Origin of the sequence: Aquimarina sp. AD10 (assembly GCF_003443715.1) — a bacterium.
Lineage (GTDB): Bacteria > Bacteroidota > Bacteroidia > Flavobacteriales > Flavobacteriaceae > Aquimarina > Aquimarina aggregata.
Genome location: NZ_CP031965.1, coordinates 851,926 through 877,554, shown reverse-complemented (window position 1 = coordinate 877,554; position 25,629 = coordinate 851,926). Strand labels below are relative to the sequence as shown.

Genomic DNA, 25,629 nt, shown 5'->3' with positions numbered 1-25,629 from the left:
TAGCTATGCGGTATTATTCAACAACCATCAAAGGGCAAACAAAAAATTAAGACTTAAAAAATAAAATAACGATATGAAAAAAAGTTAAAGAACTAACTTATAATGAACTGATTAAAACCTTACACTAAGATTAAAAAATAACACTTTTTTAACGTGTTACGGTGACTTTTATCACCAAAAAGAGATGCTGTTCTTCTATAACTTTGTTTTTATAAGATTAAAAAAAAATATTATGAAAAACTTTTACTCAAATTTTAGATTAGATCTAACAACAGTTATGAAATTTTTAAAAACTCTTCCAGCTTCGTCTGCATATGCATTACAGCGATAAAAAGTTTTACAAATGAATGACATAATTAGTGATTCCAAATTATTAATTTGGAAATTAAAAATTTAAAAAGCGAAATACTACTTAGTAATTTCGCTTTTTATTTTCTTCGAAAATCTATTAGAAATCTTTGACCACTTTCAAGTTTCATCTTCAAAATTTCACCTTAATAAATATTTAACGTAATCTCACTCAAAAAACTATACTTTTAATAGCCGTATTAAAAAACTAATAATGTCTAATCAAGGTTTAATTATAGAAGAAAGAAGTCGTGACATAGGCGACTTTTTAGTAGGTAGATTGATTCCCTTTAGAAAGAAAAGAATGGTAGGTCCCTTTATATTTATTGATCATATGGGGCCAACAACTATAAAAAAAGGGCATTACATGGATGTAGATCAGCATCCACATATTGGACTGTCTACATTAACATATATGCTTGATGGCGAACTAATGCATGAAGATAGTATTGGTACACATCAACGTATTTCTCCAGGATCTGTAAATTGGATGGTAGCCGGTAAAGGTGTTACTCATACAGAACGTACACCAAATGATCTAAGGGATGGTTCTGAATTCATCGCCCATGGGTATCAAATATGGGTAGCCTTGCCAAAAGAACTAGAAGATATAGCTCCAGAGTTTCATCATATCAATGCTTCAGATTTACCTAGTTGGAAAGATAAAGAAACTACGTTTCGTTTAATTGCGGGCACAGGTTATGGTAAAACCTCTCCTCTACCCGTTCATTCGGAATTATTTATGATTGAAATCAAATCTAAAACAGCCTACGAATTAGAAATCAAGGGTCAGTTGCGAGGTGAGATAGGCATCTGTATAGTAAAAGGCGCTATTATTGCTTGTAATGATCGTATTGAAAATGGAAACATGTTAGTATCTAAAACAGAAGATAGTTGTGCGATAACTTTAGAACCTAATACACATATTCTATTGTTTGGAGGCGTACCATTTCCTGAAGAACGCCACATCTACTGGAATTTTGTTTCAACGAGCAAAGACAAAATAGAAACAGCCAAACAACGCTGGAAAAATCACGAATTTCCGATAGTTAAAGGAGATGATACTTATGTACCTTTACCAGAAATAGGTTTTTAAACCAATTCTCTACGTAGTTCATTTAGTGAGATTGTACTGTTTATTAATCTAGTCACCACTTCTTCTCTAAACTCTTCAAGATCTTCATAATCATAATATTTTGCCCATTTATGATTTTCCAAAAGGTTTTTTATTTGTTTGATAAGCTTACGGGTAGCATCTGCAGACCGCAATACAGCTATATTATCATATGCCGGATTATCCTTATGCATATAACTTACTTTCTTTGTCTCAAAATCTACAGAAATATAGTAAGCATCGATATCCGGGTCTAAGTTTTCTCTAAAATCTGCCCAATCTGCATACCCAAGTCTTAGATCATCAATCTCTGCAGGAAAATCTGAAACTAAACGCCATTGGCATTTTGCTGCTCTTCCCCAATGGTTAGACATTCTATAGACACCATGTTTTGTATAATAATAGGTGCTCCCTGATTCACTTCGGTAATTAGGTTTTCTTTTTCTAATTTCCCATAATGGCGCACCTTTAAACACACAATATGTCTTATTAAAAAAGTTATAGCGCGTATATACCTTAACAGTTTCCTTTTCTTGATGTTCCAATGTCTTGTATTTTTTTCCCGCTGGCAAAGAAATCACAATTTATTGAAAAAGTAAAAACAAGTTTTTAACATTGTATTATGAAGAGCGTTTTTAAATCAAATATGATTCAACTTACACATAGTATTTAAATAGTCTTTTATACCTTCTCATAATTTAAAATAAACAAATATGAGGAAATTCCTATACAACCATTTAAAAGGAATCAAGCAATAATATAACAATTAATTTTGATCCTCTTTATTTACTAAGGTCAAAGCGATACGTTGCCCCAATTCTCACAAAAAGGTTTCCTGTCATTTCTGGATTAAGTTGATTACGATCATCTCCAAACTCAAATGCCGAAACACGAATAGGCAATGTATCATTTTCCTGAAAAACTTCATATGAAGCTGTTGAATATCCTCCTTGTAATCGTACCAATATGCTATTATCTAAAAAACTATGTTGTACATAAGGCCCCAGCTCTATATTTGACATTTGCGCATATAACCTTGGTGCATTATCTTGACGTTCTAAACTAAATGATCTCACAAAGGCTTGAAACCCTAAACCAATAGCTACAGCATCATTAAAACGATGATTAACATCGGCATTAATTGGTAAGCTAGCCGAAACCTCCCATTTTTTATTTTCGCTTAAATGATAAAGGCCTAAAATCGGTGTTAAAAAAGTACCAAAACCTTCACTACTGGCATATGCACCAATACGGTATTGCATGTGATCATTTTTTTGATATTTTAAAAGTGCCAATCCACCAAAAAATAGATGATCACCATCTGTATGTAAATCCTGACTAGCAATTTTAGGTAAAAACACATAAGTCCCTGTCCATTTATCACTATGTTTAATATTAAACCCTGCTTTAAGCGTTATATTTTTTAAACTTGTTGATGCTGCATTTGGTAATAAATCTAAGGTATGTTGGGTGTAATCGACTCCTGTGACAATTACTAATTTATCATTAATTTTTATAGGATAGGTTACATTTATATCTAGTAAAGACACATTAGTCTCTTCATCACTATTATCAAAAGAAGCATTAAGAATAGAGCCGTAATTAACTTTTACAAGATCTATATAATCCTGGGCTACCAATAGTTGAGAAAAAAATAAAGCAATGAAAATTGTACACAATCTGTTTATCATACAAGGTTTTATAAATTTATAGTTTGTTTTATATCAGCAAGTATACAATTATTCTTTTATACTTTACAATACTGTTTTTCTAAATATAAAACGCCCCAGCAGGATGCAAAGGGCGTCTTTTAAATAAAATCTAATTAACAACACACTATTTTATTGCGATTTGATGATTTGTTTCACCTTCTGCAGTTTGTATTTTGTATATATAAATTCCTCTAGTAAGATTATATCTGGTCGGGTCTAAAAGTATTTCTTTATTTTCTCCTTTACCTAAGAAACCATCATATATAGTACCTACGGTACTACCCTGCATATTATAGAGTACTACTTTTGCAGGACCACTCTTTTCTGAAGAAAATATCAAACGAGAAGTTTCTATCCTCTTTTGAGGATTTGGATAGCTAGAAACTTTAGCTGGGAATTGTTTATCCAGTTTTGCCAACACATTACTTTCTAGGGCATCTATATTTGACGTAAGAACATCTTTTTCTCTAAAAAATGATGGAAAAAAACTAAAAGCAAAAGCACTATTTACATCTGTAAGATCCACGCCTTCTACTTCGAATAATTCCCTAAGGCTATACGTATCCTGAGAAAAATCTACATCTACCGTACTAGGATCACCAAAAGCTGCTCCAGCTTCAATACCTACGAGGGACAAAATATTACCTCCTTCATCCATAATAGAAAACACATCATTGGTAACTGTAGTATGAAAATTACCTATATAATGCCCTATTTCGTGTGCAGTAACATTACCAACAACAAGTGATACCAAATCTTCTATTGGTACCCCATCTGCTCTAGGGATATTATTTATAGAAGCTCCTGCATTTGGATTTACATCACTTAAGACATCTAGTAATACTAAAGCTTCATCTGTAAGGCTATAGTTACCTGGATCTATAGAGTTTGCGATTCCTATGGTTCCTATTCCTGATTCTTCAATTGTACCTCCAATAATTACTCTTCCGTAAGGCACTCCCCTAGCTTCAAGAAGTTTAGGGATTCTATCTCCTAATATTGCATTACCATAATCACTTACAATTTCTACATTAAAATTAAAATTAATACCAGATGCTATTAAATCTCTTTGAAGGTTTTCTTTCACCACATCAGTAATATCAGCAGTAATTCGAGTTCTATTTAACCTATTATTTTCTATACCCCAATTTTCAAGAAAATCTCCAAAAGGAGATAAAAAACGTTCTTTATCTAACTCGGGATCACCAACAGAAACACTATCTGGCACATTAAAGAAGTCTCTTTGTTTAAAATCAGATCCTGTAAAATCTAGATAAATGATCTGTTTTTGACCTTTGTTAATTTCTAATCCAGGCCTAGCGGCAACAATTTCGGCAGCATATATACCTATATTACCATTTATAGATATTCTATATGTTCCTGTTTCTGGAGCAATGTATGAAAGTGAAGTTTCTCCATTAAGAGGTAGTGGAGACCCCTCTACTCCTCTGTTTCCGAAACCACTTGTACCGATTGCCTGTTCTCCGTTAGGAAAAAACAATCTAGCGGTTGTATTTGATCGGGCATTAACTGCGATACCAAAAACATCTCCTTTTTTGAGTTGAAAAGAATAAAAATCAGATTCTGTCTGTCCAAAATAATTTGCTTCTACTTCATAGTCTCCTTCTAAGCCAATACCTACTCCTCCACCAGAATTAAATGGTGTAACGGTAGCAGGTGTTAATTGGATCAACATATTAAAATCATATAATCCAAAGTAATATAAACCATCTTCAGGAGCTAAAAAGTTTACCGAAGTAACAGGTGTAGGACTTACATCAAAAGTAATAATCTGTCCTGCTGCATTATAAAGCACTGTAACGGGGTTTACTATAGAGCCTTCACTAGCAGATGCTTTAAATTCTATTAGATCTCCAGCCTTTAGATCAACCTCATAAAAATCTGTATCTCCTGATCCTGATCCCGCACTACCATGAGGACCATCTCCAAAGGTAGAAGTAGCAGTAACACTTTTAAACGGCCCATCAAAATCTAACGATGTAGCTACAGGAATAGCACCGTTATCTTCATCAACGGTAGTTATACTTGTTTCTAATTCAGGAATTGTTTGTGTTGTTAAGCCTCCAATTATATTTATTCTATTATTATTAGAAGTACCACTACCAAAGTTAGCTATAGCTTGGGCCGACGCTTGAGTATCATTTATACTCTGATTATCACCCTCGACCTCATTAATAACAGTCATTCTCAATTTCTTGTTAACGGTACGATCTTTAATCGCTTGAGCTTCATTATAAAAATAATTGCTCCATTCCTTATAACTTCCATTATCTCCAAAATAACTATTAAATGGGTTTACTCCTTTTGGCCAAGTTGTAGTACTTGTTGTAGTCCTTTGTTTAGAAATGGTATTCTTATTTGCGCTTTGATTATAATGTTTAATATAAGCATGTAAATCTTCGGCTGCTTTAGTCATTGTTGGATTTTGTTGTGATAACAATATGCTTGGCGAAAATGCGAAACAAACAAATGCTAGCACAAGCATTTTGACTTGTGTAATCGTTTTAATTTCCATTAGAATAGGTTTTAAAAAATTAATATATAATTGTCCTACAGGAAACTGATCCTATAGTACCCTTGTTCAAAAGTTGGCGTATTGAACGCAATATATTTTAACTACATCAATGATCTATTTAGATCATACTAAAGGCATTACATAAAACTTAATGCATCAAGAAACATACCGAAGAGATTTTTTAAATGCTAAAAAAAACATAATTCTCTAGACTTAAAATCTACAGGTTTGCCGTATTAAATATACGTAATAAAAGGTGAAATTCCCCCCTTTAAAAAGGGGCTATTTAAATAAAAAACGGGGTATATCCCTCTTCTATTAGTTTTTTAAAGAAAATAATTTTGTACAAGCATGTTCTACAGGTTTAAAAATACTTAAGAACACCAACTAAATGGCTTACACCTATTTAATAGTATATTAACTCTAAAACTAAAACAAATGGAGAAATTTAGTAATCTAGGGATTATAATACCCATAGTCATTGGGTTTCTTTTTTTGGGTTCTTATGAAAAAACCGATATCAATAAAGAAGACCATTTATTTAAAATAGAACAAAAAGAAGGTTATAAAAGTACAACAAGTACAAATGACGACCCTTTTCATATAATCGAATCGGAAATTACCAGACCTGTTGTAAAAATGCACTTTGAAAAAGACGTTCCTCAAAAAGAGGCAATGTTACAATTTGATAATGCGGTACATACATATATAACGAACAATGCCTTACAACATCAAAAAGGATTTGGTACAGAATGGGTATATCGCCTCTGGGTAAAAACAGGAACTAAGATCAATAACCAGACAACTGGGTGTAGAGGAGCTTATATTCAATTTACAACTAGTGCTGGCTCTTACAGACCTACATTTAATCAGATGGACGATGCAGTAGATAATTTAGATGGAGGTTATGATGCTTATCTATTTGTTGCTTCTTTTCCTGATAGAGCTATAAAATGGGTCGAAGTCGATAATGGTCGATTATACCTCAAGGGAACAGATGGATGGTTTGTCGAAGAATTTATTTGCCAATTATTATCCAAAGATCAAGCCATTGCTACCACTGGATCTTCTGGTTTTTGGACACATCCTAATGTATGGTTAGATAGTGATAAAAGTACCAATTGGGATAATTTTTACTGTAGTGCCAACGAATCCGGAAGATTAAATTTCTAATTAAAAAAACTATTTGAATTGAGGCTGTTTAAAAAGAATACCCATAACTAAATATCCCACTAAAATGAGTTGAGAATATTGATAGTCATTATATTATCTTTAACTCTACACCAAGTGAGATTTTTCTTTCTAAAGCAGCCTCTTTAGCTTACATAAATTATTTATCCTTTCTATAAGTCTATTTTAGGTTTAAAAATGTAACATTTTTTGTGATTCTACTTCTAATACATATGTATTTAGATAATACACTATGAAAAGAGCAGTAGTCATTGCAATTATAATATACATCATTACTTGGGGGATTGTATTTGTTGTACCTCTTCTATTCGCTTTAGGTACTGATATTTCCTTTAAAGCAGTACTTAAGAACCTTATTGAAGCCTTAGCTTATACTTCTTTCTTAATCAGCATTCATGTACTTTTCATTGTCTTGTGCGTTCTTTTTTTACTTATTCGATATTTCAAGAGACTATATTATAAAAAAGGAATACGCATTATGGGAAAAAGAGTCTTATATAGTATTGTAATTCCGATTTTTGTTATTGTTTGTCTTTACAAAATTATAGTTTATACTAACGGCTCAGAAGATTTTATTTATCAATGGGATCATAGTATCGAAAACACTAATGAACACTCTAAAAACTTATATAAAAATGACGGTAAACATAGAGGAATGAGTGTTTTTGGCTGGAAACCTGATAATACCAAAGCCATTACCTCATTGGTTAAAAATAATATAGAATGGGTAGCAGTCATACCTTTTATTTCTCAAAAAGATAACAATACCACAAAAATAAGTATGCCAGATAGTATTGGTCAATGGTCTAAAAGAGATTCAACTTTTATCAATACTATTCAACAACTACAAAACAAAGGAATTCATGTGCAATTAAAACCCCACCTTTGGGTAATCGATGGATGGCGATCAGAAATTGACTTTTCATCTGATTCGGATTGGAAAATTTGGTTTGAAAGATATCGTAAAAACATGCTACACTATGCACATATGGCAGAGAAAAGCGGCGCATCACTATTTTGTATTGGTACCGAGTTAAAATCTTCGTTAGAACGGCAACCAGGGCAATGGAAAGCTTTAGTCAAAGAAATAAAAGCAATCTATTCTGGTAAACTCACGTATGCTGCAAATTGGGATGGAGAATATGAGATCATTGACTTTTGGTCAGATCTTGATTATATAGGCATACAGGCTTATTTTCCGTTAACGCAAAAAGTAAACCCTGATTTAGCATCTATAAAAAAAGGGTGGAATACACATATCAAGACACTAGAGAATTTATCTAGAAACCATCAAAGACCTATTCTATTTACCGAAGTAGGTTATAAAAGTGAAACATCTGCCACAATAAAACCATGGGAATGGGGGTCTTATTTTAGTATACTGTACCAAAAAAAATCTGACCGTACACAACAACTAGCCTATCAAGCCTTATTTGAATCTTTGTGGAATAAAGAATGGTTCGCCGGAACATATATTTGGGAGTGGGATACTCGAACTACAAAAGAAAGCGCTCCACAAAGTCTTAATTTCTCACCTAGATTTAAACCTGCCCAAAACACTATTGCAAAATGGTACAGTAAATAATATATATCAGGACAGTTCTTTTTTAGACAAAGCATCAATAAAACCTTTATCTATCGTAATTTTCGTTGCATCAGCAAGATGACTATAAAAAACTGCCATACCGGACATTGCAATGATTTCAAGGATTTCTGATTTAGAATACCCTAAATCTTTAAGTTTTGTAAAATCTGCTTCACTACTAGATTTAGAGTCTTTTGCAAGTTTAACTGCAAAATCTATGGCTGCTTTGTCTTTAGGATTATCATCTTCTGGTAACGTATACGTATTCACTAAAGCATCTATTTGTTCAGGTACAGCCCCCATACTAGAACAAAACACATGATGCGCTGCTTCACAATAGTCACAATGTCTATATGAAGACACAGCTATCATAATCATTTCTTTGACTTTTCGGTCTAGTTCGCCACTTCCTAATATAAATTTCATTGGTGGTACAATACCCTGTAATGCCATCGGTGAGTCTCCCCATACTTGAAAAAAATGTGGAACAAAGGGAGCTCCCAGTTCTTCTTTAACAGTTTCAAAAGTCTTTTCTAATTCGGGTGTTGTAATTGGATCGTCAATAATTGAACTTATTGTTTTCATTGTATCATATTTTTAAGTTGGTGTTATCAAGTTACTAAATGATCTCGACAATGTCACTATGGATGAAAAAAAATAAAAGAAATAGATGCAATACTCAAAAGGTTTCTAGTATATGATACTAGGATAATATTTATATCTTTAATCCGTAATACTATTCTATTTTTAGAACTTAAAGTTATACTCAATCATGAATCGTAAGTTGAAACAATACCTGCAGCTTTTATGGCAATCTGTACTTTTTTGGTCTGTGGTAATGGGGTTATTTTCAATATTTAGATATTATGGTATTGAGGAAGAAGAAGGATTTCAGGTTATAACAGAGTATAGTGGTCTGCAAGGAACTTTACGAGCTTTACTAGGGTTTACTAGTATCGGTACCTTAATAGGTTTTTTGTACGCTACCATAGATTTTGTTTTTGATCGTTTTGCTTCCAATAGAATATCCCTTGTATATGATTTGATAATTAGGACTTTCTTTTACTTTATCACCACTATTGCTGTATTCACAGTTATTATGGATTTGTTTTCTAGTATTTATGACATCAATCTAAATACTGAAGCTGGTTGGTGGAGAGAAAACAAATCATTTTGGGCAACGATATTATATATTGTTTTTGTTTCTTTTATTTTTTCATTTATCAAAATTGCAACAGAGAAGTTTGGAAAAGGCGTTTTTCTTAAAATGCTTATGGGTAAATACAAGCAGCCACAAGAAGAAAAACGAATTTTTATGTTTTTGGATTTAAAAGACTCTACTACCATTGCAGAAAATCTTGGGCATTTCAAATACAGTCAATTTATACAAGATTGCTTTTATGACCTTAATGAAGTAGTTCCTAAATACGATGCCGAAATTTATCAGTATGTAGGTGATGAAGCGGTTTTAAGTTGGCCTTACAAAAAGGGACTTGCTAACAATAATTGTGTGGATTTATTTTTTGCTTTTCAACAAAAGAAACATAAGAAATCCGAGTATTATCTTGATAAGTATGGTGTTATCCCAGAGTTTAAAGCAGGATTACATGGTGGAGAATTGATGGTTACTGAAGTTGGAGTCATAAAAAAAGAAATTGCTTATCACGGAGACGTAATAAATACTTCTGCGCGTATTCAAGCCGAATGTAATACCTATAAAGTGTTACTCTTAATTTCAGAGAAACTATTACAAGATTTAAAAATAAACACTCATTTAACTTCTAAATTCTTGGGAAGTGTTTTACTTAAAGGAAAGCAAGAGAAAGTGAATATTCACACCATTAACAAGGTTCGTTAATACTTTCAAAAAGAACAAATAGCTATTAAAAATCAATGTTTTACACAATTAAAAACTCTTTTAAAAAATAAAATGTAAATAAAAAAGTAGGGGATTTTTCCGTTTGTTTGTTTTAGGTATAGAAAGCATCTGATAATCATTTGATTCGATGTCAATGTAAATCAATTAAAGCTATACTATTATGAATCGCAAGTTGAAACAATATACGCAGCTACTATCGCAATCAGTTCTTTTTTGGTCTATAGCCATGGGATTATATTCGATATTAAGATACTACGGAATAGATGAAGAAGATCATTTTACTGTTGTTACCTCATATAGTGGCACTCTAGGAATATTATATTCTTTGTTAAAATTAACTAGTATCGGTATACTAATCGGTGCTTTATATACTACTATAGACTTTATTTTCGATGCATTTGCCGCCCGAAGAATATCCCTTACCAATGATGTGGTTATTAGAACTTTATTTCATTTCATGACTACAATCTTTGTTTTTACCATGGTAACAGATGTATTCTCGGATTTCAACGACACCAATGTAAACACAGATTCTGGATGGTGGGCACAAAACAAATCATTTTGGACAGCTATTTTATATATCATAGTAGCTTCATTTGTGTTTTCTTTTATTAAGATGGCAAATGAAAAATTTGGAAAAGGTACATTTCTTAAACTATTACTAGGAAAATATAAAACTCCGCAAGAAGAAAAAAGAATATTTATGTTCTTAGATTTAAAAGACTCTACTGCTATTGCAGAAAACTTAGGACATTATAAATACAGTGAATTTATACAAGATTGTTTTTATGATCTTAATGCTGTAGTACCAAAATTTAATGCTGAGATTTATCAATATGTAGGTGACGAAGTTGTACTGAGCTGGCCCTATAAAAAAGGATTAGCCAATAATAATTGTATTGATTTATTTTTTGCTTTTCAACAGAAAAAACAACGTAAATCAGAGTATTATCAAAATAAATATGGTGTTATTCCAGAATTTAAAGCGGGACTACATGGAGGTAAGTTAATGGTAACAGAAGTAGGTGTGATTAAGAAAGAAATTGCATACCATGGTGATGTGATTAATACCTCTGCTCGCATACAAGGCGAATGTAACACCTACAAAGTTCCTTTTTTAATATCAGAAAAGATAATGCAGGATCTAAAGATGAGCGCACATATAACATCGCAATTTTTAGGTAGTGTTTTACTTAAAGGAAAACAAGAAAAAGTAGGTATTCATGCTATAAATCAAATAGCCTAGATTATTACAATGCATCTAAATATACCCAATACCCCTGCTCTTTTACAAATTTGGAATGTTCCTCGATCATTTGCAAACTACCATTTTCATAATACAATGCTTTAAAATGAACAGTTCCTTCTGTATCATCTGATTTTCCTAAAGTAGTTCTTACCACTTCTAACTTAACCCATTGTACTGATTTGGCCCATCGTACAATTGATTTCTTTTCTTTAGACGAAGGTCTAGTAGAAGAATGATGACTTTGCATAAGATAATCCCCATTAGCCAAAACAAAAGCGCTGTAACGCGAACGCATTAAATCCTCTGCAGTAGTTACTGATGAAATATCTTGATGTATTGTACCACAACATGAATCATACGAGAAAGACCTACCGCAATAACAATTACTCATTAGAAGCAGTTTTATCTTGTTGTTGATTCATTTTATGCACTAGTTCTTTTAAGCGAGCTGCCCTAGCCTCTTTTTCTTTTCGTAGCTTATTCTTTTTACGATTCATCAACTTAGCATGTTTGGCTTTGTTCTGCGTATTTTTTTCTTTTCCTTTTTTAGCCATATGCAAATATATCTATTAATAATGCCTAAAAGACATCAATTGAATTTTTACTTCTTTCATAGATTTTTTGGTCAACATATAATCTTGTCCCATTAAATTAATTTTGCATTGATTGTCTATCTCACAAATTGCTGATATGTGACTTGGATTGATGTAGTGTATCTTTTCATCTTTGTCTATGATTTCCATAAGTTCCATAATAAATGCTATTTTAAGGTTTGTATTTGTATACAATTAAGATAAGAAATACTCCTTAAATTTCCTATAAGAATTCATGTGTGATTATTCTTCTCCAAATACATATTTACGAATGATCTTTTGGATAGCCGGTCTTAGCACTTTACCATTTGTTGGATGTTTTCCGCCTTTAGTAAAAAACTCAATCTTACCTCCTGTTTTATCATACCAAAATAATGCTTTTCCTTCCTTAAAGAATAGTAATAAATAAAAAACACCCTCCACTACCAGAGTAGTCAAGGGTGTTTCAATGATGATGCCATCAATCACCATCATTGTCAGGGGAATTTTTATTACGCAAGTCAGCATTCAACTAACGATGCTTTTACTGCTTTAGGTATAACTAGACTGTACTTTAACGATTCTATAATTAAAGTTTCACATTCGATGGTATAATTGTTAATATAATTTATTTGCTAGCATAACAGTAAATATTAATTATAAAAGAAATTCAAGGAGATAGAATTCTTAGAATACTATAATTTGATTACTAACAGTGTAGCTTTTTTAGCATAAGCTTAATACAGTTTTTGCATATTTTGATATTCTATTAAGTAATTTTCGATAAATACTCTTAAATCCAAAAATTATGAAAAATTTTATGTTAGTTCTTTTCTTTATGACCACAATAGTAGCGACTTCACAATGTGGTGTAGGTTGTACTATATCTGGGTCTAGTACGATTCCTTCAAATACTAATCGTACCTATAGCGTTCCGTCTTCCTCGGGGTTTAGTTATTTCTGGTCTGTTACTGGTGGTTTAGCTATTGTTGGTACCAATACAGGGTCCTCAGTTACAGTAAGAGGAAATTCAAATGGAACAGTTTATATCACCAAGTTCAGAGCTGGAACTGCTCCTTGTTGTGCCTCTAGAAATATCACCGTTACTGGTACTTCGTGTGGGGTAACTCTTGGCAGTGTTACCGAACTTAATGTATTGGGACAAGATAATCTAGCATTCTTTACCGTCCCTAACCTTCAATCTGGTTGGTCCATAACGAGTAGTTCGTTTTCTGTTACTTTTCAATCTAACAACACTTCAAACTTTATTGGAACACTAAATCCTAATGGTTTTCCTCAAATCATTATTCCTGTTCCATGTAATGATCGTGTAAAAAGAGTAAGTGTAACTGTAAACGCATCTGCTGGTTCTACTTCTTGCTTAAGAACAGTAACTACTAATTTTCAACCACCTGTTTGTGGAACTGGAGGGATAGGAATCGGATTTAAAACTACATTAGAAAATGATAAATTGATCATTGATAATGCACAAAAAGAACCTATGGATGTTCTTATATATAACCTCAGCGGGATATTAGAACTTGAATATAGAGGTACGAAAAATAATATACTTGATATAGAGTCATTGGTTAATGGTATATATATCTTAAAAACTATTAATAAGAACGGGGAAACCCATAGTAAGAAAATAGTCGTAGAATAAAACTGTAAAATTAATGATGGGAGTATTTCGTACTCCCATCATTAACTTAATACAACACAAACTTATTCTAGCATCTTATCAACGCTCAATTTCTAGGGTGTTTCCTGGTATCCAATGTTTATATTCATCTTCATAATATAAGTATGTTGTACTGGCTGGTGCGGTATACGCTCCAGCAATATCTGCTTTAAGGTCTAATGCAATAGCTTTAGTTTCTTTTGCAGCAAATTCTCGCCAATACAACACTAAGTAATTTTCAAATATCTCATAATAAGCAACTTCCTTTTTTTCTAGTAATTCCTTTAGTTGCCATGGTTGCGTTGTTGTTCCTGATGGTATCCCAATAATAGCCATTGGTAACCCCACTCCAGTTGAAGATGTATTTGATACCTGTAATGTCATTCTCACATTATCTCCTACTGCATATTTCTGATCTTTAATTATGCTTTCTAGTTGCATTTTACATAAATTAGAAGTGTCTGGTAAGGTGCTTTCCCATTTTACAATCATCTCATACGGAAACGTCTGTTTGGGGTTAGAAAAATATACTTCTATCTGCTGTTCACCCTCTTTTATATAGCTATTAAGGTTCTGTATAACAACCTGTCCTTTTTCATTTATTTCTAATTTCTTAACTAATTCTTTACCGTTTATAGTGAGCTTTAGTGTCTGATCTTTATTTATAATTTCTGACTTCTGTCTTTTGGTATATTCAATTAAGGTTTTAAGCGCTATGGATGTAGATTGTGTAGTTCCAAAACGCCCATTTTTTCTTTTACTTACTAAATATTCAATTCCTTTAGTAATAAGAAGCTCATTTTTTTTATAATCTCTCATAAGTGCCAATAGCGTAAAAGCAACTGTCTCTATGTTCTTTGAATTGGCATATGATCTTGTTATTGTATTTTCTACAGGTAAATTATCAAACCCATGGGTTGCTATATTTTCTTGTAGTGCCGATAGCAGTAATGCACTATTATCTGTTTTACCTAAGTTAAAGCTAGAAAGAGCTAACAACGCCATTCTATAGGTATCATTAGTTTGTAATGCCTTGGCATAAGTCGCATCATATTCTTTACTAATAGCTGCAGTAGGTACCGCTTCAATAATTGCATACACGATATAAGCATCAGCTACTTCTTTAGGAGAACTTGCAAAGCTATCATATCCCTTTTTACTTTTTTTAAACCCTCCTTTACCATCTCTTCTACTTAACAGCCAATCTACGGTTCTATTGATCATTTTCTGATCTACCTCTGGGTAAATCTCTTTCATTTCTGTAAATTCCAGCACCCCATAAGCGGTTAATGATTCATGAGGGGGTGTATGCCCGAACCATTCAAAACCTCCTTCTTTGGTTTCAAAACTTATTAATCGCTTATATCCTTCTTGTATATAATGCATCGCCTTTTTAGAAATAGCAGGATTAGTTTTACCTGTTTCTTGAAGGTATTTAAGTACTAAAATATTTGGATATGTACTCGATGATGTTTGTTCAAAGCATCCATGAGGTTCTCTTATTAGAGATTCTACACCATTCATAACATCACCTACGATATCCGTATATATTTTAAAATTAGCTGTAACACTCCCGGGAACAACATGATTTACATCAAAAGTAAATGATTCATTTTTTGAACCTGATATTGATGTTTCTGTTGGGAAATAAGGACTTATAACCGATATATCCTTATGTACGATATCACTATACCCTTGTTCTGTAGAGACTGATGCTCTAATGGTCCCCAATTTCATTGTCTTAAATGGTCGAACTTTTACCTCTTGTACTAATACAGTTCCTGGATAAATTTTAATTTGGTTATCTACAGAGGCGATATGTTCTATTCCTTCTGGTACAATTATCCCTAAAGTTGTAGTTATAGTATCACGAGATTCATTTTTAATCGTAAAAGGTAATATGACCGTATCATTAAGTGCCATATAATTAGGTGTTTTTACATCTATAGATAAGAGTTTTTTGGTGCTATAATCCTTTTCTTTTCTTCCTACAAGTCCATTGTATCCAATCCCTTCTACTGTAATTTTAAAAGAAGTAATGGCATCAGAATTATAAAATGATAAAGATGCTTCACCCTTACTATCAGTTTGCACTACGGGATTCCAATAAATAGTTTTTCTAAAATCCGTACGTTTTTGAGGTACCAATTCACTGTCATATATCGGAACATAAAATTGACTTGGCGTATAATATGTAATTGAGTTGTTATTATATATATTATGAAAACTATAATTACTATATCTTCTTGAATTATTTAATTTCTTTTTCCAACTGTTAGAAATGTGTTTTTTGTTTTTAGATGAGACTACAACAACACCGTTAGTTCCAGGACTTCCGTAAAGCGAGGTAGCGGCAGCATCTTTTAAAACTGTAATAGACTCAATATTTGCTGTATCCATGTTCATCATAGATTCTGAAGAAACAACAACACCATCTATAACAAAAAGGGGTTGATTATTACCCGATATAGTTGCATTTCCTCGTATATGAATTTTATGTGCACTGCCATATATACCATCTGCATTTACAATACTAACACCGGCTACATTACCTTGTAAAAGTTCAATGACATTAGAATTCTCTGTAATATCATTTGATTTAATATATGAAATACAACCACCAAGTGATTTTTTACGATCGATACCATAGCCAACAATAACAATTTCTTCTAACGCTGCACTACTCTCATCTAAAGTTACAGAAGCCGTAGCTTTCTTTTTAATTGGCTTCTTTATTGGTAGTGTATTACCAACAAACGCTTTTACTCTTCTAGTATCTTTACCATTATTTGTTTGATGTCTAGAAGCATAATACCCTCTTTTTGAAGCAGTCTCAACTATACGAAGTGATTCTTTAGTATCGGTATAGGCTATTAAGGTGTAACTTCTTGATTTTCCTAGCTTACATAAATATTGTCCCTTATCATTGGTATCAAAGACTAACACCTTATTTCCTGATTCATCAAATAACAATAAATGTGCTTTTACGGGTTTTCCTGACTTGTTTAATACGACTCCCCGATGAATATCTTCTTGCTCTGGTAAAAATCTTACATTATTTTTTGTGATTACTGCTTCGGTCAAATAATTTCTCCACCCATGTGTCTGCATTACATAATCCAAAGCTTTTGTTGCTTTAGGTTCTGTTTTATTAAAATAAAAAATAGGTTTATGAATTTTTCCTTTCAATTCTGAAGACATTAATAAATACGACAATATGTTATCTTGTTTATCATCTGCAAATGAAAGTAATTTATTATCTGCTACGGCTAATGAAATGTTAGATGGAATAGGCTTACCCTTTTTATCCATTGTTTTAAGATGAACTGTAACTTTTTCTCGAGTTTCATAATTTTCTTTATCAGTACTAATCTCTATGTTTAGTTGTCTGTCTTTATTTAAAAATACTAACCGTTCTGCTATTGGGATTTTGTTTTGATTTTTAATTGAAAAGCGAGTTATACCTATGGGCATATCTTTTGTAAATATTTTTATTACTTTTTCTTCTTTTGCTATAGATCGATTTAAAAGTTTTTTTGATCCATTTGAAACTTCTAATTGTAACTCTTCGTCTATACTAGAAAATAGTCTAAGTATTGTAGATGTACTATCTGTAGTAGCCGAAAATGTTACTCCTTTTTCTTTAATTAATGGTAAAGGCAATTTCTTTTTTGAAGTAAACGGTGAGGTTATACGCGCATAATATTTGACATTTGATTGTGCTAACAATGAAAAACCACCCATACCGTCATGATAACTTTTAAATTGAGTAATTATCTCATTATTACTATCAATAATCTCTCCTGATAAATCAACTGGTTTTCCAAACTCATTTAAAGCTTTAAACGCAACTTGATTGGTAGCTCCCGCAATAATATTACCGCTTTCAGGAAAAAACTGTAAATCTATTGTATCTAATATGACAGGAACACTTCTGGATATAGATTCTGTAGTGCCGTTATAGGGCATTAAAACTGTAAATACTACATCTGCCGTAGATAAATCCATAGGTAACATAAACCTTGGTCTTGCAACTCCTTTTGCATCGGTACTAAATTTATCAGATATAATTTTCTCACCTTTTACCGCTACCTCATATCGTAACTCTTTATTAGATAACGGTTTATTTTTTAAGTCTTTGACCTTAAAATCAGCAACAACCTCAGCTCCTTTACCATAGCCTTCTTTTTCAAATTTAAGAGTAAACAGTACATTGGGTTGAACTACTTTTTGAATTGTAAGTTTCTTTGTAAAGAAAATCTCTTCCCCATAGTTTCTCATCCAATGCGTATACATTTTTAAAGTATACACCCCCCCTGCCCATTCTTCTTTGGTATCAAAGTTACCGTAAGCATAACCTTGATTAATTCTTATTTTTAACTGCTCAACCACTGTACCTTTTGGAGATATTAATTCTGCATACATGACATCGCTTAAAGTAGTTATATTATGATCTGTATCCACAACATAAGACTTAAACCAAATGGTTTCTCCTGGAAAATAGAATGAACGATCGGTATGCGTATAAATATCTTCAATCAATTTTTGTTCTTGATCATAAATAGTAAATGAAACAGAAGTAACGCTTAGTATTAGTATGACAAGAACGATGTATTTATTGTTTGTAATAGTTCTCATATGCTTATATTTTGATTTTAACTTGTAGACCAACTTCACTTGTTAGTGGCGTATTAAAAAATTGAAGTTGTTGACCTGAACTGTGATCAAAAAGACTACTGTAAGGTGAAGCGCCTCTATATTTTGTATAGGTAAATATGTTTTTGGCATAAATTCCTATATCTAAAAGTCGTATAAAGTCTCTATCAGTATCCCTTCTAAATTGATATGATAATTGAATAGATTTTAAATTAAGGTAGGTTCCTTTTACTATAGCTTCTTCTGCAACTCCTTCGAACCCATATCGCACAAACCTATTGTCCTGAATATCATTTTCTGGATTGGCAAAATCTACAGGAATAGTATTTATTTGCCCCTGTTGATCAACACCATCATATACAAATTGTGATATTTCTCTTTCTTCTGCAGATTGTTGTGAGGTTCCCAAGTAATTAAGTGCACTTTGTGTGCCATTCCATACATCTCCTCCTTTCTGAAAATCTATAAGAAAACTAAATTGTAATCTCTCCCAGTCAAATGAATTTGAAAAACCAAGACTAAAGTCTGGAGTTGGATCTCCTATAATTTGTGGAGTAGACGAAATCAAAGGAAATCCATCTTGATCTATAATAATGTTATTTTGATTATCTCTGGCATATGCGGACCCAACCAAAACTCCTGCTGGTTGCCCTTTAATCAAGTTTTTCGAGATTGTAGAAAAACCTGCAATAGGAACTCTTTCATTGTTTCCGTATATTTTAGATACTTTATTGCGATAAGTAGAAAATACAAGTTTTGGAGTATACGAAAAGTTATACTTAAAGTATATTGGAAAACTAAACGTGCTTTCAAAACCATATTGATTAATATCTGCTACATTCTTTAATTGAAATTGGTTTTCATTTATAACCGGAAATACACTTTTTTTGTGCTTATAATTATAATAATTAGCTTCTAGAGTAGCTGGCCTATTAAAAAGTTCAAATACTAAGTTAGTTCCTAAAGTAAAACTGTTTTTTTCTTCTAATTCAATATCATTACTTACAAATAAGTCATCATTTGCCATCAGGGCAAGACTTTGAATCGGTGTAATATCTAAACTATTATGACTTTGATTTGCATAATATAAAGGTGTTTGCTGAGCTTCAAAAGAAGTACTTGTATGTAGTTTTATGTCGTATAGCCAGTAACTATCTAAAAAGTTAGACAAATCTATTTCAAATTGAAAACTCGGTAAAAACCATTTATTATTTTGAATCGATGAAGTAATTGCATTGTGAGTTATAGAAGCCTTGGCTTCATACTCGGAAAAAGAATAACTCAAACTATTCGTAAACTGTACCATATTTCTGACTACGTTTTTTTCAATAATTGTCGTACTATTTGGATTATTAAAAGAAAAAGGGGTAAAACCTGTTTCTTCTTTTAAAGAGTACTTTAAAGAATTATAAGTATACTGTACTGTCGATTCTAATTCTAATTCATTTTTATTCCCATTTGAATTGAACTTAAAGTTAATCAGCGAATTAAAAGCATCACTATTAAAATCTTTTGTGCTACCATATCCATCCAAAAAACCAATAGTATCTGGTATTAAACCAAATTCTTGCGTATTTTTTGTACTGGTATAATTTGTATTAGCGTATATAGAAGTGTTGTCTGAGAGCTCCAGAGTATTTTGTAAACTGGCAACAAAATCATTAGTTCTTATTCGGTTTCTATTATTTTCTAAGAGCCAATTAGGATTATTAAAATTATTTGCACTAAACGTACGTTGTTTATTATCGGGTAGTATGGTACCTTGTTTACTATCAAAACTTGTTGGTGTAGCCCATGTATTAAGCAACAATGTGTTTAAAAATCCATTTAAATTAGGCTGATTATCAATTGTGTTAGTGTATGTAATAAAAGTGTCCCAAATTAATTTTTTAGAACTATTTTTCGCATTATTATAGTTTAATGTTACTTTTTCAAATCGACTATTTTCTCTATTAAAAATATCCCTGTTTTTTTTGCTATTAAAAAGTATTCCTATAAAATGATTTTGTGTTGAAACATTAAAAAACAAATCATTACCTGTCTTTACTACAGTTCTTAATATTTCATTATCATATGCGTTTACAATAGCTCCATCATTATTTGTATTAGGTATTAACCTTCCATTTTGATCAAAGGGATTACTTAATCCATCAAATCTTAGAGTACTTAGTCTAGGTCCGTATGAAAATGGAACCCCGCTTTCTGGTCCAAAAAATGTATTTTGATTATTAAAAGGTTGACCTTGACTAAATTCCTTTTGAAGTCTAGGTAAATTACTGTTTTGAATAAATTGCATTGCAAGAGTACTATTCCAACCCGTTTCATAAAAAATATCAGGTGTAAAATAGGTTAGTTTTACTTTTGTTTCAGGATTGTCAACTACAATACCCTTAATTCTATAATGGTTAAAGTAGTTGGGGCCATCCTTATTATACGTATAACCATCATTTCCAATATCCGGAATCATAAAACCGGTCGTCTGGTTATTCGTTATCGCTTTCCCGTAAGACTTACTTTTTATGGGTTCTACGGCTTGCTTTTTGATAATCTCTGTACTATCATTTCCACCAAACATTTTAGCAGTTACTAAAATCTCTTTTTGCCCAAAACCCACATAGCTAAATGTTAAAACGTCTCCGATAGCACATGATATATTGTAATTACCATCAAAATCTGTCTGCGTTCCCGTTGTAGTCCCTTTGATTATAATATTAACTCCTGGTAATGGTAACCCTTCTTCATCTTTAAGAGTGCCAGAGACAATTCCTTGTTGAGCATATATGCATTGAGAATTCAGTAGTATCAATATACCTATATACCTCAAGAGTAGTTGATTTTTCATAGTCGTTCCTTTTAGTGTGTTTTAAAAGTACTACGGTATCGACAATTCGAAAATAGTAAATGAGTGAAACGCACATTCTAATGAGGGAACTGATTTTTTCATGATTATTTACGCAAGATCATTTACCCTTAAATGATATAATTAAAAATACTTGTAGTTTCTAAAAGGATATTTGATGTTTTAGTTGTTTTTATAAATAGAATATGATCTCAAAGGGCTTATTTAATTGAATCTATTCTAACATAAGAAAAGGTGAAAAGAGTAAAACTCACACAAACTCAAACTATAGTGAACACAAAAACATACTTGATATTAGTCTTCCTATTGGCTATGTCAAAAGGATTATTTGCACAGACTTTAACATTAAGCTCTGATGCGCCTTCAAATACGATTTGTAGAGGAGATGTCATTCAGGTTAACTTAGATATTACCCCACCCAATGGAGCTACTGGATATAATTGGACTAATGTAACCACTGGTCAGTTTATAAAAGGTGAAAATGGTAATGCAGGTACTTTTCATCAATTTACTGGAGCCGATAGATTACTAACAAATACAACTATTAGAGTAGAAGCTTTTGGCGGTACTGGCGGTAATTTATCAGAGACTATAGATATTATTGTACAACAACCCGCTAATCCTGGTACCGAAGGAAGTCTTCTTCTTTGTAATAAAACCGGAGATGTTGATCTTTTTACTTTGTTACAAGGTGGTCCTGATACAGGAGGTACTTGGGATCCCCCTTTAGCCAATGGAGATAGAGGTACTTTTACTATTGGTACCGATGCACCTGGAGTATATAGATACCTGGTATCTGCTACTTCCCCATGTTCTGATAGTGAATCTCGTGTGGTGGTTAAAGAATGTTTTAATGATGATTTTGATAATGACGGTGTTCCCAATGCTACTGACCTTGATGATGACAATGACGGAATACTGGATGCAGATGAAAACGCTGCTTGTACACCCGCTACCTTAACAGAATCAAGCCCTGTAGTAGATATCGATTTCGGTACAGGAGATACCCCTACAACAGATCCTAATATTATAGGACATCAACATAACCCAAACTGGCCAGATGATGGTTTCTATAACGTAGCTACATCTTTATACATGTTTAACTCGGCTAATTTTGATGTATGGTTTGTAACTACAGATCAAAATCCAATACCCCATTCTGATGGAGGAGGTGATACCAATGGAAGATTTTTAGCAGTCAACATTGCATCTAACTTTGGAAATCAAGTTTTATACGAATTAAAAGATATTCCCATTTCTGCCGGAATAGAATATAACTTTAGAATTGATATGGTAGGTCTATGTGATCAAGGTTGTGCACATGTCCCTGCACTAGATCTCGAAATAATAGATCAAAATAGTGGCGCCACTATATTAACTACCACTTCTGCAGCATTAGGCGTGGCCAATGATGATATCTGGAGAACTTTACTAGACAAGATTACGGTGCCTACCAATACATTTCTAACCTTAAGAATACGAAATCAACAGCTTCAAGGTTCTAATGGTAATGATATGGGAATTGATAATATTCGTTTTGCTCCCCTAGAGTGCGATACTGATAGAGATGAAGTTCCAAATTTCCTTGACCTTGATAGTGATAATGATGGTATTTTTGATATTGTAGAAGCTGGTCGTGGAGATTTAGATGCAAATAATGACGGAATCGTAGATGGAATTATAGATACCGATGGAGACGGAATAGCAGATGTTGGTGTTGATGCAAATGGTGTACCACTTGCCGTAGCTGGTAAATTAACGCCCATAAATAGTGATACAGACACAGTACCTGATTATCTCGATATCGATTCTGATAATGATGGTATACAAGACAATATTGAAGGACAGCCTACAGCTACATATATTGCGCCTAGCGGAAATGACTTTGATAAAAACGGTGTTGATGATGCTTATGAGGGTACTGGTGCTATATCACCAGTAGATACTGATGCAGATACAATACCAGATTATTTAGACGTAAACTCTGATGATGATTGTTTAAGTGATACCATTGAAGCTCATGACCTTAACCAAGATGGTATTGCCGATATTGTTCCAGCTGGAGGCGATACAGATAATGACGGTTTAGATAATGCCTTTGATACGGTACCCCTTGATGCGACAACGGCAGTAACAAATCCTACTGATGGTGGTGAATTACCAACCGATCTACCTGATAATCATAACCCCAACACTCCCGATCCCCCAGGTAACGATGTAGATTTTAGAGAAGCATTTACAGAAATAGATGAAAAGAAAACCGCAGGTGGTTGTGCTAGCGGAATTCCTACTATTAATCTATTTGATAGTCTTGAACTGGCTGCTATACCTGGTGGTACATGGACAGGGCCAAGTGCATTGACAGGTGGAGAGTTAGGTACTTTTAGTGCAACAACCAATGTTGCGGGAGTATATACCTATACCCTACCCATCATAGGAACATGTCCTCCTAGAAAAGGAGAAGTGACCGTGTCGATAGTAAATGTTCCTGTGTCTGGAACAGACGGTACCTTAAATACCTGTATATCCGCAGCACCTACTAGTTTATTTACTAGAATTGGAGGAACACCAGATCCAGGAGGATCATGGACAGATCCTAATGGAGATCCTTTTGGAACAACAGATCAAGGTGTTTTAGATCCTTCAGTAATGGGAGCGTTATCAGGTACATATACCTATACACTGGGTGTTACGGGATGTAGTCAAAGTGTAGACGTAGAAGTTACCATTAATACGGGAGCAAATGCGGGTGATGATGATACAGTTTCTTTTTGTTCTACCGATAGTACTTCTGATCTCTTTGATAGTTTAGGAACGACCCCAGATGTGGGAGGTTCATGGACTGATCCTAACGGTAATCCTTTTGGAACAACAGATCGAGGTACTATAGATCCGTCTGACCCTACAACACTTGCTGGTGATTATACCTACACTGTATCTACAACAACCTGTCCTACGCCAGATTCAGCAATCATTACAGTTGCAATAGAAACTACTCCCAATCTTGCTTTTGATGGCACTACTTGTTCTGATGATCGCGATAGTTATTCTGTTTCTTTTATTACAAACGGAACTTGGACTATTACTATTGATCCTCCTAGTGCAGGTACGATAGATGCTGCAAATGCTAGGATTACGGATATAGCAGCAGGTACAAATTTTAGTATCACCGCTAGTAACCCAGCTAATACTACATGTGAAGATATTTTAGATATAATTGCCCCTGATTGCACTTGTCCAGATATTGCAGAACCTACAAGCCCAACAAATCAAAGAATATGTGTAGGTAGCCCTAATCCTGCATTATCTGTGACAGTGTTAACTGGACAAACCGCAAATTGGTACGCTCCTGACGGCACATTACTAGCAGAAAATACAACTACCTATACTCCTACTGAGACTGCCGTTGGAAATTATACCTACAGTGTAGAGGCTTTTGATACTACAGAAAAGTGTCCTAGCGATCGTATTAATGTATCTTTTGATATTGTAACTGCTCCTCAAGTAGAATTAGCTAATGAAAATGTAATATGCGTTACAGAAAACGGAATTCCTAGACCTGATAATGATTTTCCTTTTATAGATACCTTTTTAGACCCATCTGATTTCACATTTGTGTGGAGTTTTGAAGGAACCATAATTCCCGGACAAACATCTTCGGGAATAGAAACACTATTGCCAGGCACATATACGGTTACCTACACGGATATTGTTTCTACATGTTCTGATACAGCCAGTGTTACTATAAACGCATCTAGAGGCCCTCAAAGTCTTGAATTATCATTGTCCTCCGGTTCTTTTGCAGAGAGTAATGACATTATCGCCACTGTTGTTGGTGACGGCGCTCATGAATTTAGTTTAGACAATGGATCATTTCAATCTGATAATGTATTTAGAAATGTTGCTTTGGGACTACATCAAGTAATTGTAAGAGATGTAAACGGTTGTGGAACCCTTACTGAAGATATCTTTGTTATTGGTTTTCCAAATTTCTTTACCCCAAATAATGATGGCTTTAATGACACATGGAATGTGATAGCAGACGAGAACTTACCTGAAATGATTATTTACATATTCGATAGATACGGAAAGCTTTTAAAACAACTCGACCCAAAAGGTAGTGGATGGGATGGAATTTATAACGGAGAAGTACTACCCTCTACAGATTATTGGTTTACTGCTCAACTCGAAGATGGATCACAGACCTACCGCAGTCATTTCACATTAAAAAGATAACTGTGGCATC

General features: G+C 33.2%; 16 protein-coding genes. 7 read left to right on the top strand and 9 right to left on the bottom strand.

Translation table 11 applies throughout. The features are described from left to right. The first annotated feature begins 562 nt into the window (after nucleotides 1-562). Complete coding sequence (locus D1816_RS03655) at nucleotides 563-1,444, top strand: pirin family protein (protein ID WP_118501217.1); 882 nt, start codon at nucleotides 563-565, stop codon at nucleotides 1,442-1,444. On the opposite strand, the gene D1816_RS03650 is transcribed toward D1816_RS03655, so the two are convergent. The 3 genes from D1816_RS03650 to D1816_RS03640 all read right to left on the bottom strand — a co-directional run bounded on the left by D1816_RS03650 (nucleotide 1,441) and on the right by D1816_RS03640 (nucleotide 5,710). Then, nucleotides 1,441-2,007 carry a hypothetical protein gene (locus D1816_RS03650; protein WP_066311004.1) on the bottom strand — a complete coding sequence of 189 codons (567 nt, stop codon included), beginning with the start codon at nucleotides 2,005-2,007 and terminating at the stop codon, nucleotides 1,441-1,443. The two genes, D1816_RS03655 and D1816_RS03650, sit on opposite strands and share 4 nt — an antisense overlap. 237 nt (nucleotides 2,008-2,244) lie before the next feature. Next, nucleotides 2,245-3,153: a DUF6268 family outer membrane beta-barrel protein gene (locus D1816_RS03645; RefSeq protein WP_118501216.1), complete on the bottom strand. Its 909-nt coding sequence runs from the start codon at nucleotides 3,151-3,153 to the stop codon at nucleotides 2,245-2,247. Between the two features lie 145 nt (nucleotides 3,154-3,298). Next, the gene (locus D1816_RS03640) at nucleotides 3,299-5,710 is read right to left on the bottom strand and encodes a T9SS type A sorting domain-containing protein (protein ID WP_118501215.1); all 2,412 of its coding nucleotides are present in this window, start codon (nucleotides 5,708-5,710) and stop codon (nucleotides 3,299-3,301) included. A 438-nt stretch (nucleotides 5,711-6,148) separates the two neighbouring features. Between D1816_RS03640 and D1816_RS03635 the strand changes: the two genes are divergently transcribed. Together D1816_RS03635 and D1816_RS03630 are read left to right on the top strand one after the other, a co-directional pair. After that, a complete protein-coding gene (locus tag D1816_RS03635; protein WP_118501214.1) occupies nucleotides 6,149-6,883 on the top strand; it encodes a hypothetical protein in 735 nt (244 codons plus the stop codon). Nucleotides 6,884-7,133: 250 nt separating this feature from the next. Then, on the top strand, nucleotides 7,134-8,486 hold the full coding sequence (locus D1816_RS03630) for a hypothetical protein (protein WP_118501213.1): 1,353 nt from the start codon (nucleotides 7,134-7,136) through the stop codon (nucleotides 8,484-8,486). A gap of 6 nt (nucleotides 8,487-8,492) precedes the next feature. Here D1816_RS03630 and D1816_RS03625 read toward each other — a convergent pair whose 3' ends face one another. Next, on the bottom strand, nucleotides 8,493-9,071 hold the full coding sequence (locus D1816_RS03625) for a carboxymuconolactone decarboxylase family protein (protein WP_066310408.1): 579 nt from the start codon (nucleotides 9,069-9,071) through the stop codon (nucleotides 8,493-8,495). Nucleotides 9,072-9,258: 187 nt separating this feature from the next. On the opposite strand from D1816_RS03625, the gene D1816_RS03620 reads away from it, so the two are divergent. Both D1816_RS03620 and D1816_RS03615 read left to right on the top strand, forming a co-directional pair. Beyond that, nucleotides 9,259-10,344 (top strand): adenylate/guanylate cyclase domain-containing protein, encoded by a 1,086-nt coding sequence (locus D1816_RS03620; protein WP_066310409.1) that lies wholly within the window; start codon nucleotides 9,259-9,261, stop codon nucleotides 10,342-10,344. Between the two features lie 181 nt (nucleotides 10,345-10,525). Further along, nucleotides 10,526-11,611 carry an adenylate/guanylate cyclase domain-containing protein gene (locus tag D1816_RS03615; RefSeq protein ID WP_118501212.1) on the top strand — a complete coding sequence of 362 codons (1,086 nt, stop codon included), beginning with the start codon at nucleotides 10,526-10,528 and terminating at the stop codon, nucleotides 11,609-11,611. Between the two features lie 4 nt (nucleotides 11,612-11,615). On the opposite strand, the gene D1816_RS03610 is transcribed toward D1816_RS03615, so the two are convergent. The 3 genes from D1816_RS03610 to D1816_RS03600 all read right to left on the bottom strand — a co-directional run bounded on the left by D1816_RS03610 (nucleotide 11,616) and on the right by D1816_RS03600 (nucleotide 12,681). Continuing rightward, nucleotides 11,616-12,005, bottom strand: a complete 390-nt coding sequence (locus D1816_RS03610; protein ID WP_118501211.1) for a YchJ family protein — start codon at nucleotides 12,003-12,005, stop codon at nucleotides 11,616-11,618. After that, entirely contained in the window at nucleotides 11,998-12,168 is a 171-nt protein-coding gene (locus tag D1816_RS25560) for a hypothetical protein (protein ID WP_162900332.1), read from the bottom strand. The genes D1816_RS03610 and D1816_RS25560 overlap by 8 nt, the downstream gene beginning before the upstream one ends. A gap of 282 nt (nucleotides 12,169-12,450) precedes the next feature. Continuing rightward, nucleotides 12,451-12,681 carry a hypothetical protein gene (locus D1816_RS03600; RefSeq protein WP_118501210.1) on the bottom strand — a complete coding sequence of 77 codons (231 nt, stop codon included), beginning with the start codon at nucleotides 12,679-12,681 and terminating at the stop codon, nucleotides 12,451-12,453. Between the two features lie 313 nt (nucleotides 12,682-12,994). Between D1816_RS03600 and D1816_RS03595 the strand changes: the two genes are divergently transcribed. Next, nucleotides 12,995-13,849 carry a T9SS type A sorting domain-containing protein gene (locus tag D1816_RS03595; RefSeq protein WP_118501209.1) on the top strand — a complete coding sequence of 285 codons (855 nt, stop codon included), beginning with the start codon at nucleotides 12,995-12,997 and terminating at the stop codon, nucleotides 13,847-13,849. A gap of 78 nt (nucleotides 13,850-13,927) precedes the next feature. On the opposite strand, the gene D1816_RS03590 is transcribed toward D1816_RS03595, so the two are convergent. Both D1816_RS03590 and D1816_RS03585 read right to left on the bottom strand, forming a co-directional pair. Continuing rightward, complete coding sequence (locus D1816_RS03590; protein ID WP_147405048.1) at nucleotides 13,928-18,505, bottom strand: TonB-dependent receptor plug domain-containing protein; 4,578 nt, start codon at nucleotides 18,503-18,505, stop codon at nucleotides 13,928-13,930. Between the two features lie 4 nt (nucleotides 18,506-18,509). Continuing rightward, the gene (locus tag D1816_RS03585) at nucleotides 18,510-21,365 is read right to left on the bottom strand and encodes a carboxypeptidase-like regulatory domain-containing protein (protein ID WP_118501207.1); all 2,856 of its coding nucleotides are present in this window, start codon (nucleotides 21,363-21,365) and stop codon (nucleotides 18,510-18,512) included. Nucleotides 21,366-21,617: 252 nt separating this feature from the next. Here D1816_RS03585 and D1816_RS03580 point away from each other — a divergent pair, with 252 nt between their 5' ends. Next, a complete protein-coding gene (locus D1816_RS03580; protein ID WP_147405047.1) occupies nucleotides 21,618-25,619 on the top strand; it encodes a T9SS type B sorting domain-containing protein in 4,002 nt (1,333 codons plus the stop codon). The last annotated feature ends 10 nt before the right edge of the window (nucleotides 25,620-25,629 follow it).

Coding starts and splice junctions, on each gene's coding strand:
- D1816_RS03615 (WP_118501212.1), top strand. CDS start 10,526: ATGAATCGCAAGTTGAAACAATATACGCAGCTACTATCGCAATCAGTT.
- D1816_RS03625 (WP_066310408.1), bottom strand. CDS start 9,071: ATGAAAACAATAAGTTCAATTATTGACGATCCAATTACAACACCCGAA.
- D1816_RS03640 (WP_118501215.1), bottom strand. CDS start 5,710: ATGGAAATTAAAACGATTACACAAGTCAAAATGCTTGTGCTAGCATTT.
- D1816_RS25560 (WP_162900332.1), bottom strand. CDS start 12,168: ATGGCTAAAAAAGGAAAAGAAAAAAATACGCAGAACAAAGCCAAACAT.
- D1816_RS03645 (WP_118501216.1), bottom strand. CDS start 3,153: ATGATAAACAGATTGTGTACAATTTTCATTGCTTTATTTTTTTCTCAA.
- D1816_RS03655 (WP_118501217.1), top strand. CDS start 563: ATGTCTAATCAAGGTTTAATTATAGAAGAAAGAAGTCGTGACATAGGC.
- D1816_RS03590 (WP_147405048.1), bottom strand. CDS start 18,505: ATGAGAACTATTACAAACAATAAATACATCGTTCTTGTCATACTAATA.
- D1816_RS03595 (WP_118501209.1), top strand. CDS start 12,995: ATGAAAAATTTTATGTTAGTTCTTTTCTTTATGACCACAATAGTAGCG.
- D1816_RS03635 (WP_118501214.1), top strand. CDS start 6,149: ATGGAGAAATTTAGTAATCTAGGGATTATAATACCCATAGTCATTGGG.
- D1816_RS03620 (WP_066310409.1), top strand. CDS start 9,259: ATGAATCGTAAGTTGAAACAATACCTGCAGCTTTTATGGCAATCTGTA.
- D1816_RS03600 (WP_118501210.1), bottom strand. CDS start 12,681: ATGATGGTGATTGATGGCATCATCATTGAAACACCCTTGACTACTCTG.
- D1816_RS03630 (WP_118501213.1), top strand. CDS start 7,134: ATGAAAAGAGCAGTAGTCATTGCAATTATAATATACATCATTACTTGG.
- D1816_RS03610 (WP_118501211.1), bottom strand. CDS start 12,005: ATGAGTAATTGTTATTGCGGTAGGTCTTTCTCGTATGATTCATGTTGT.
- D1816_RS03585 (WP_118501207.1), bottom strand. CDS start 21,365: ATGAAAAATCAACTACTCTTGAGGTATATAGGTATATTGATACTACTG.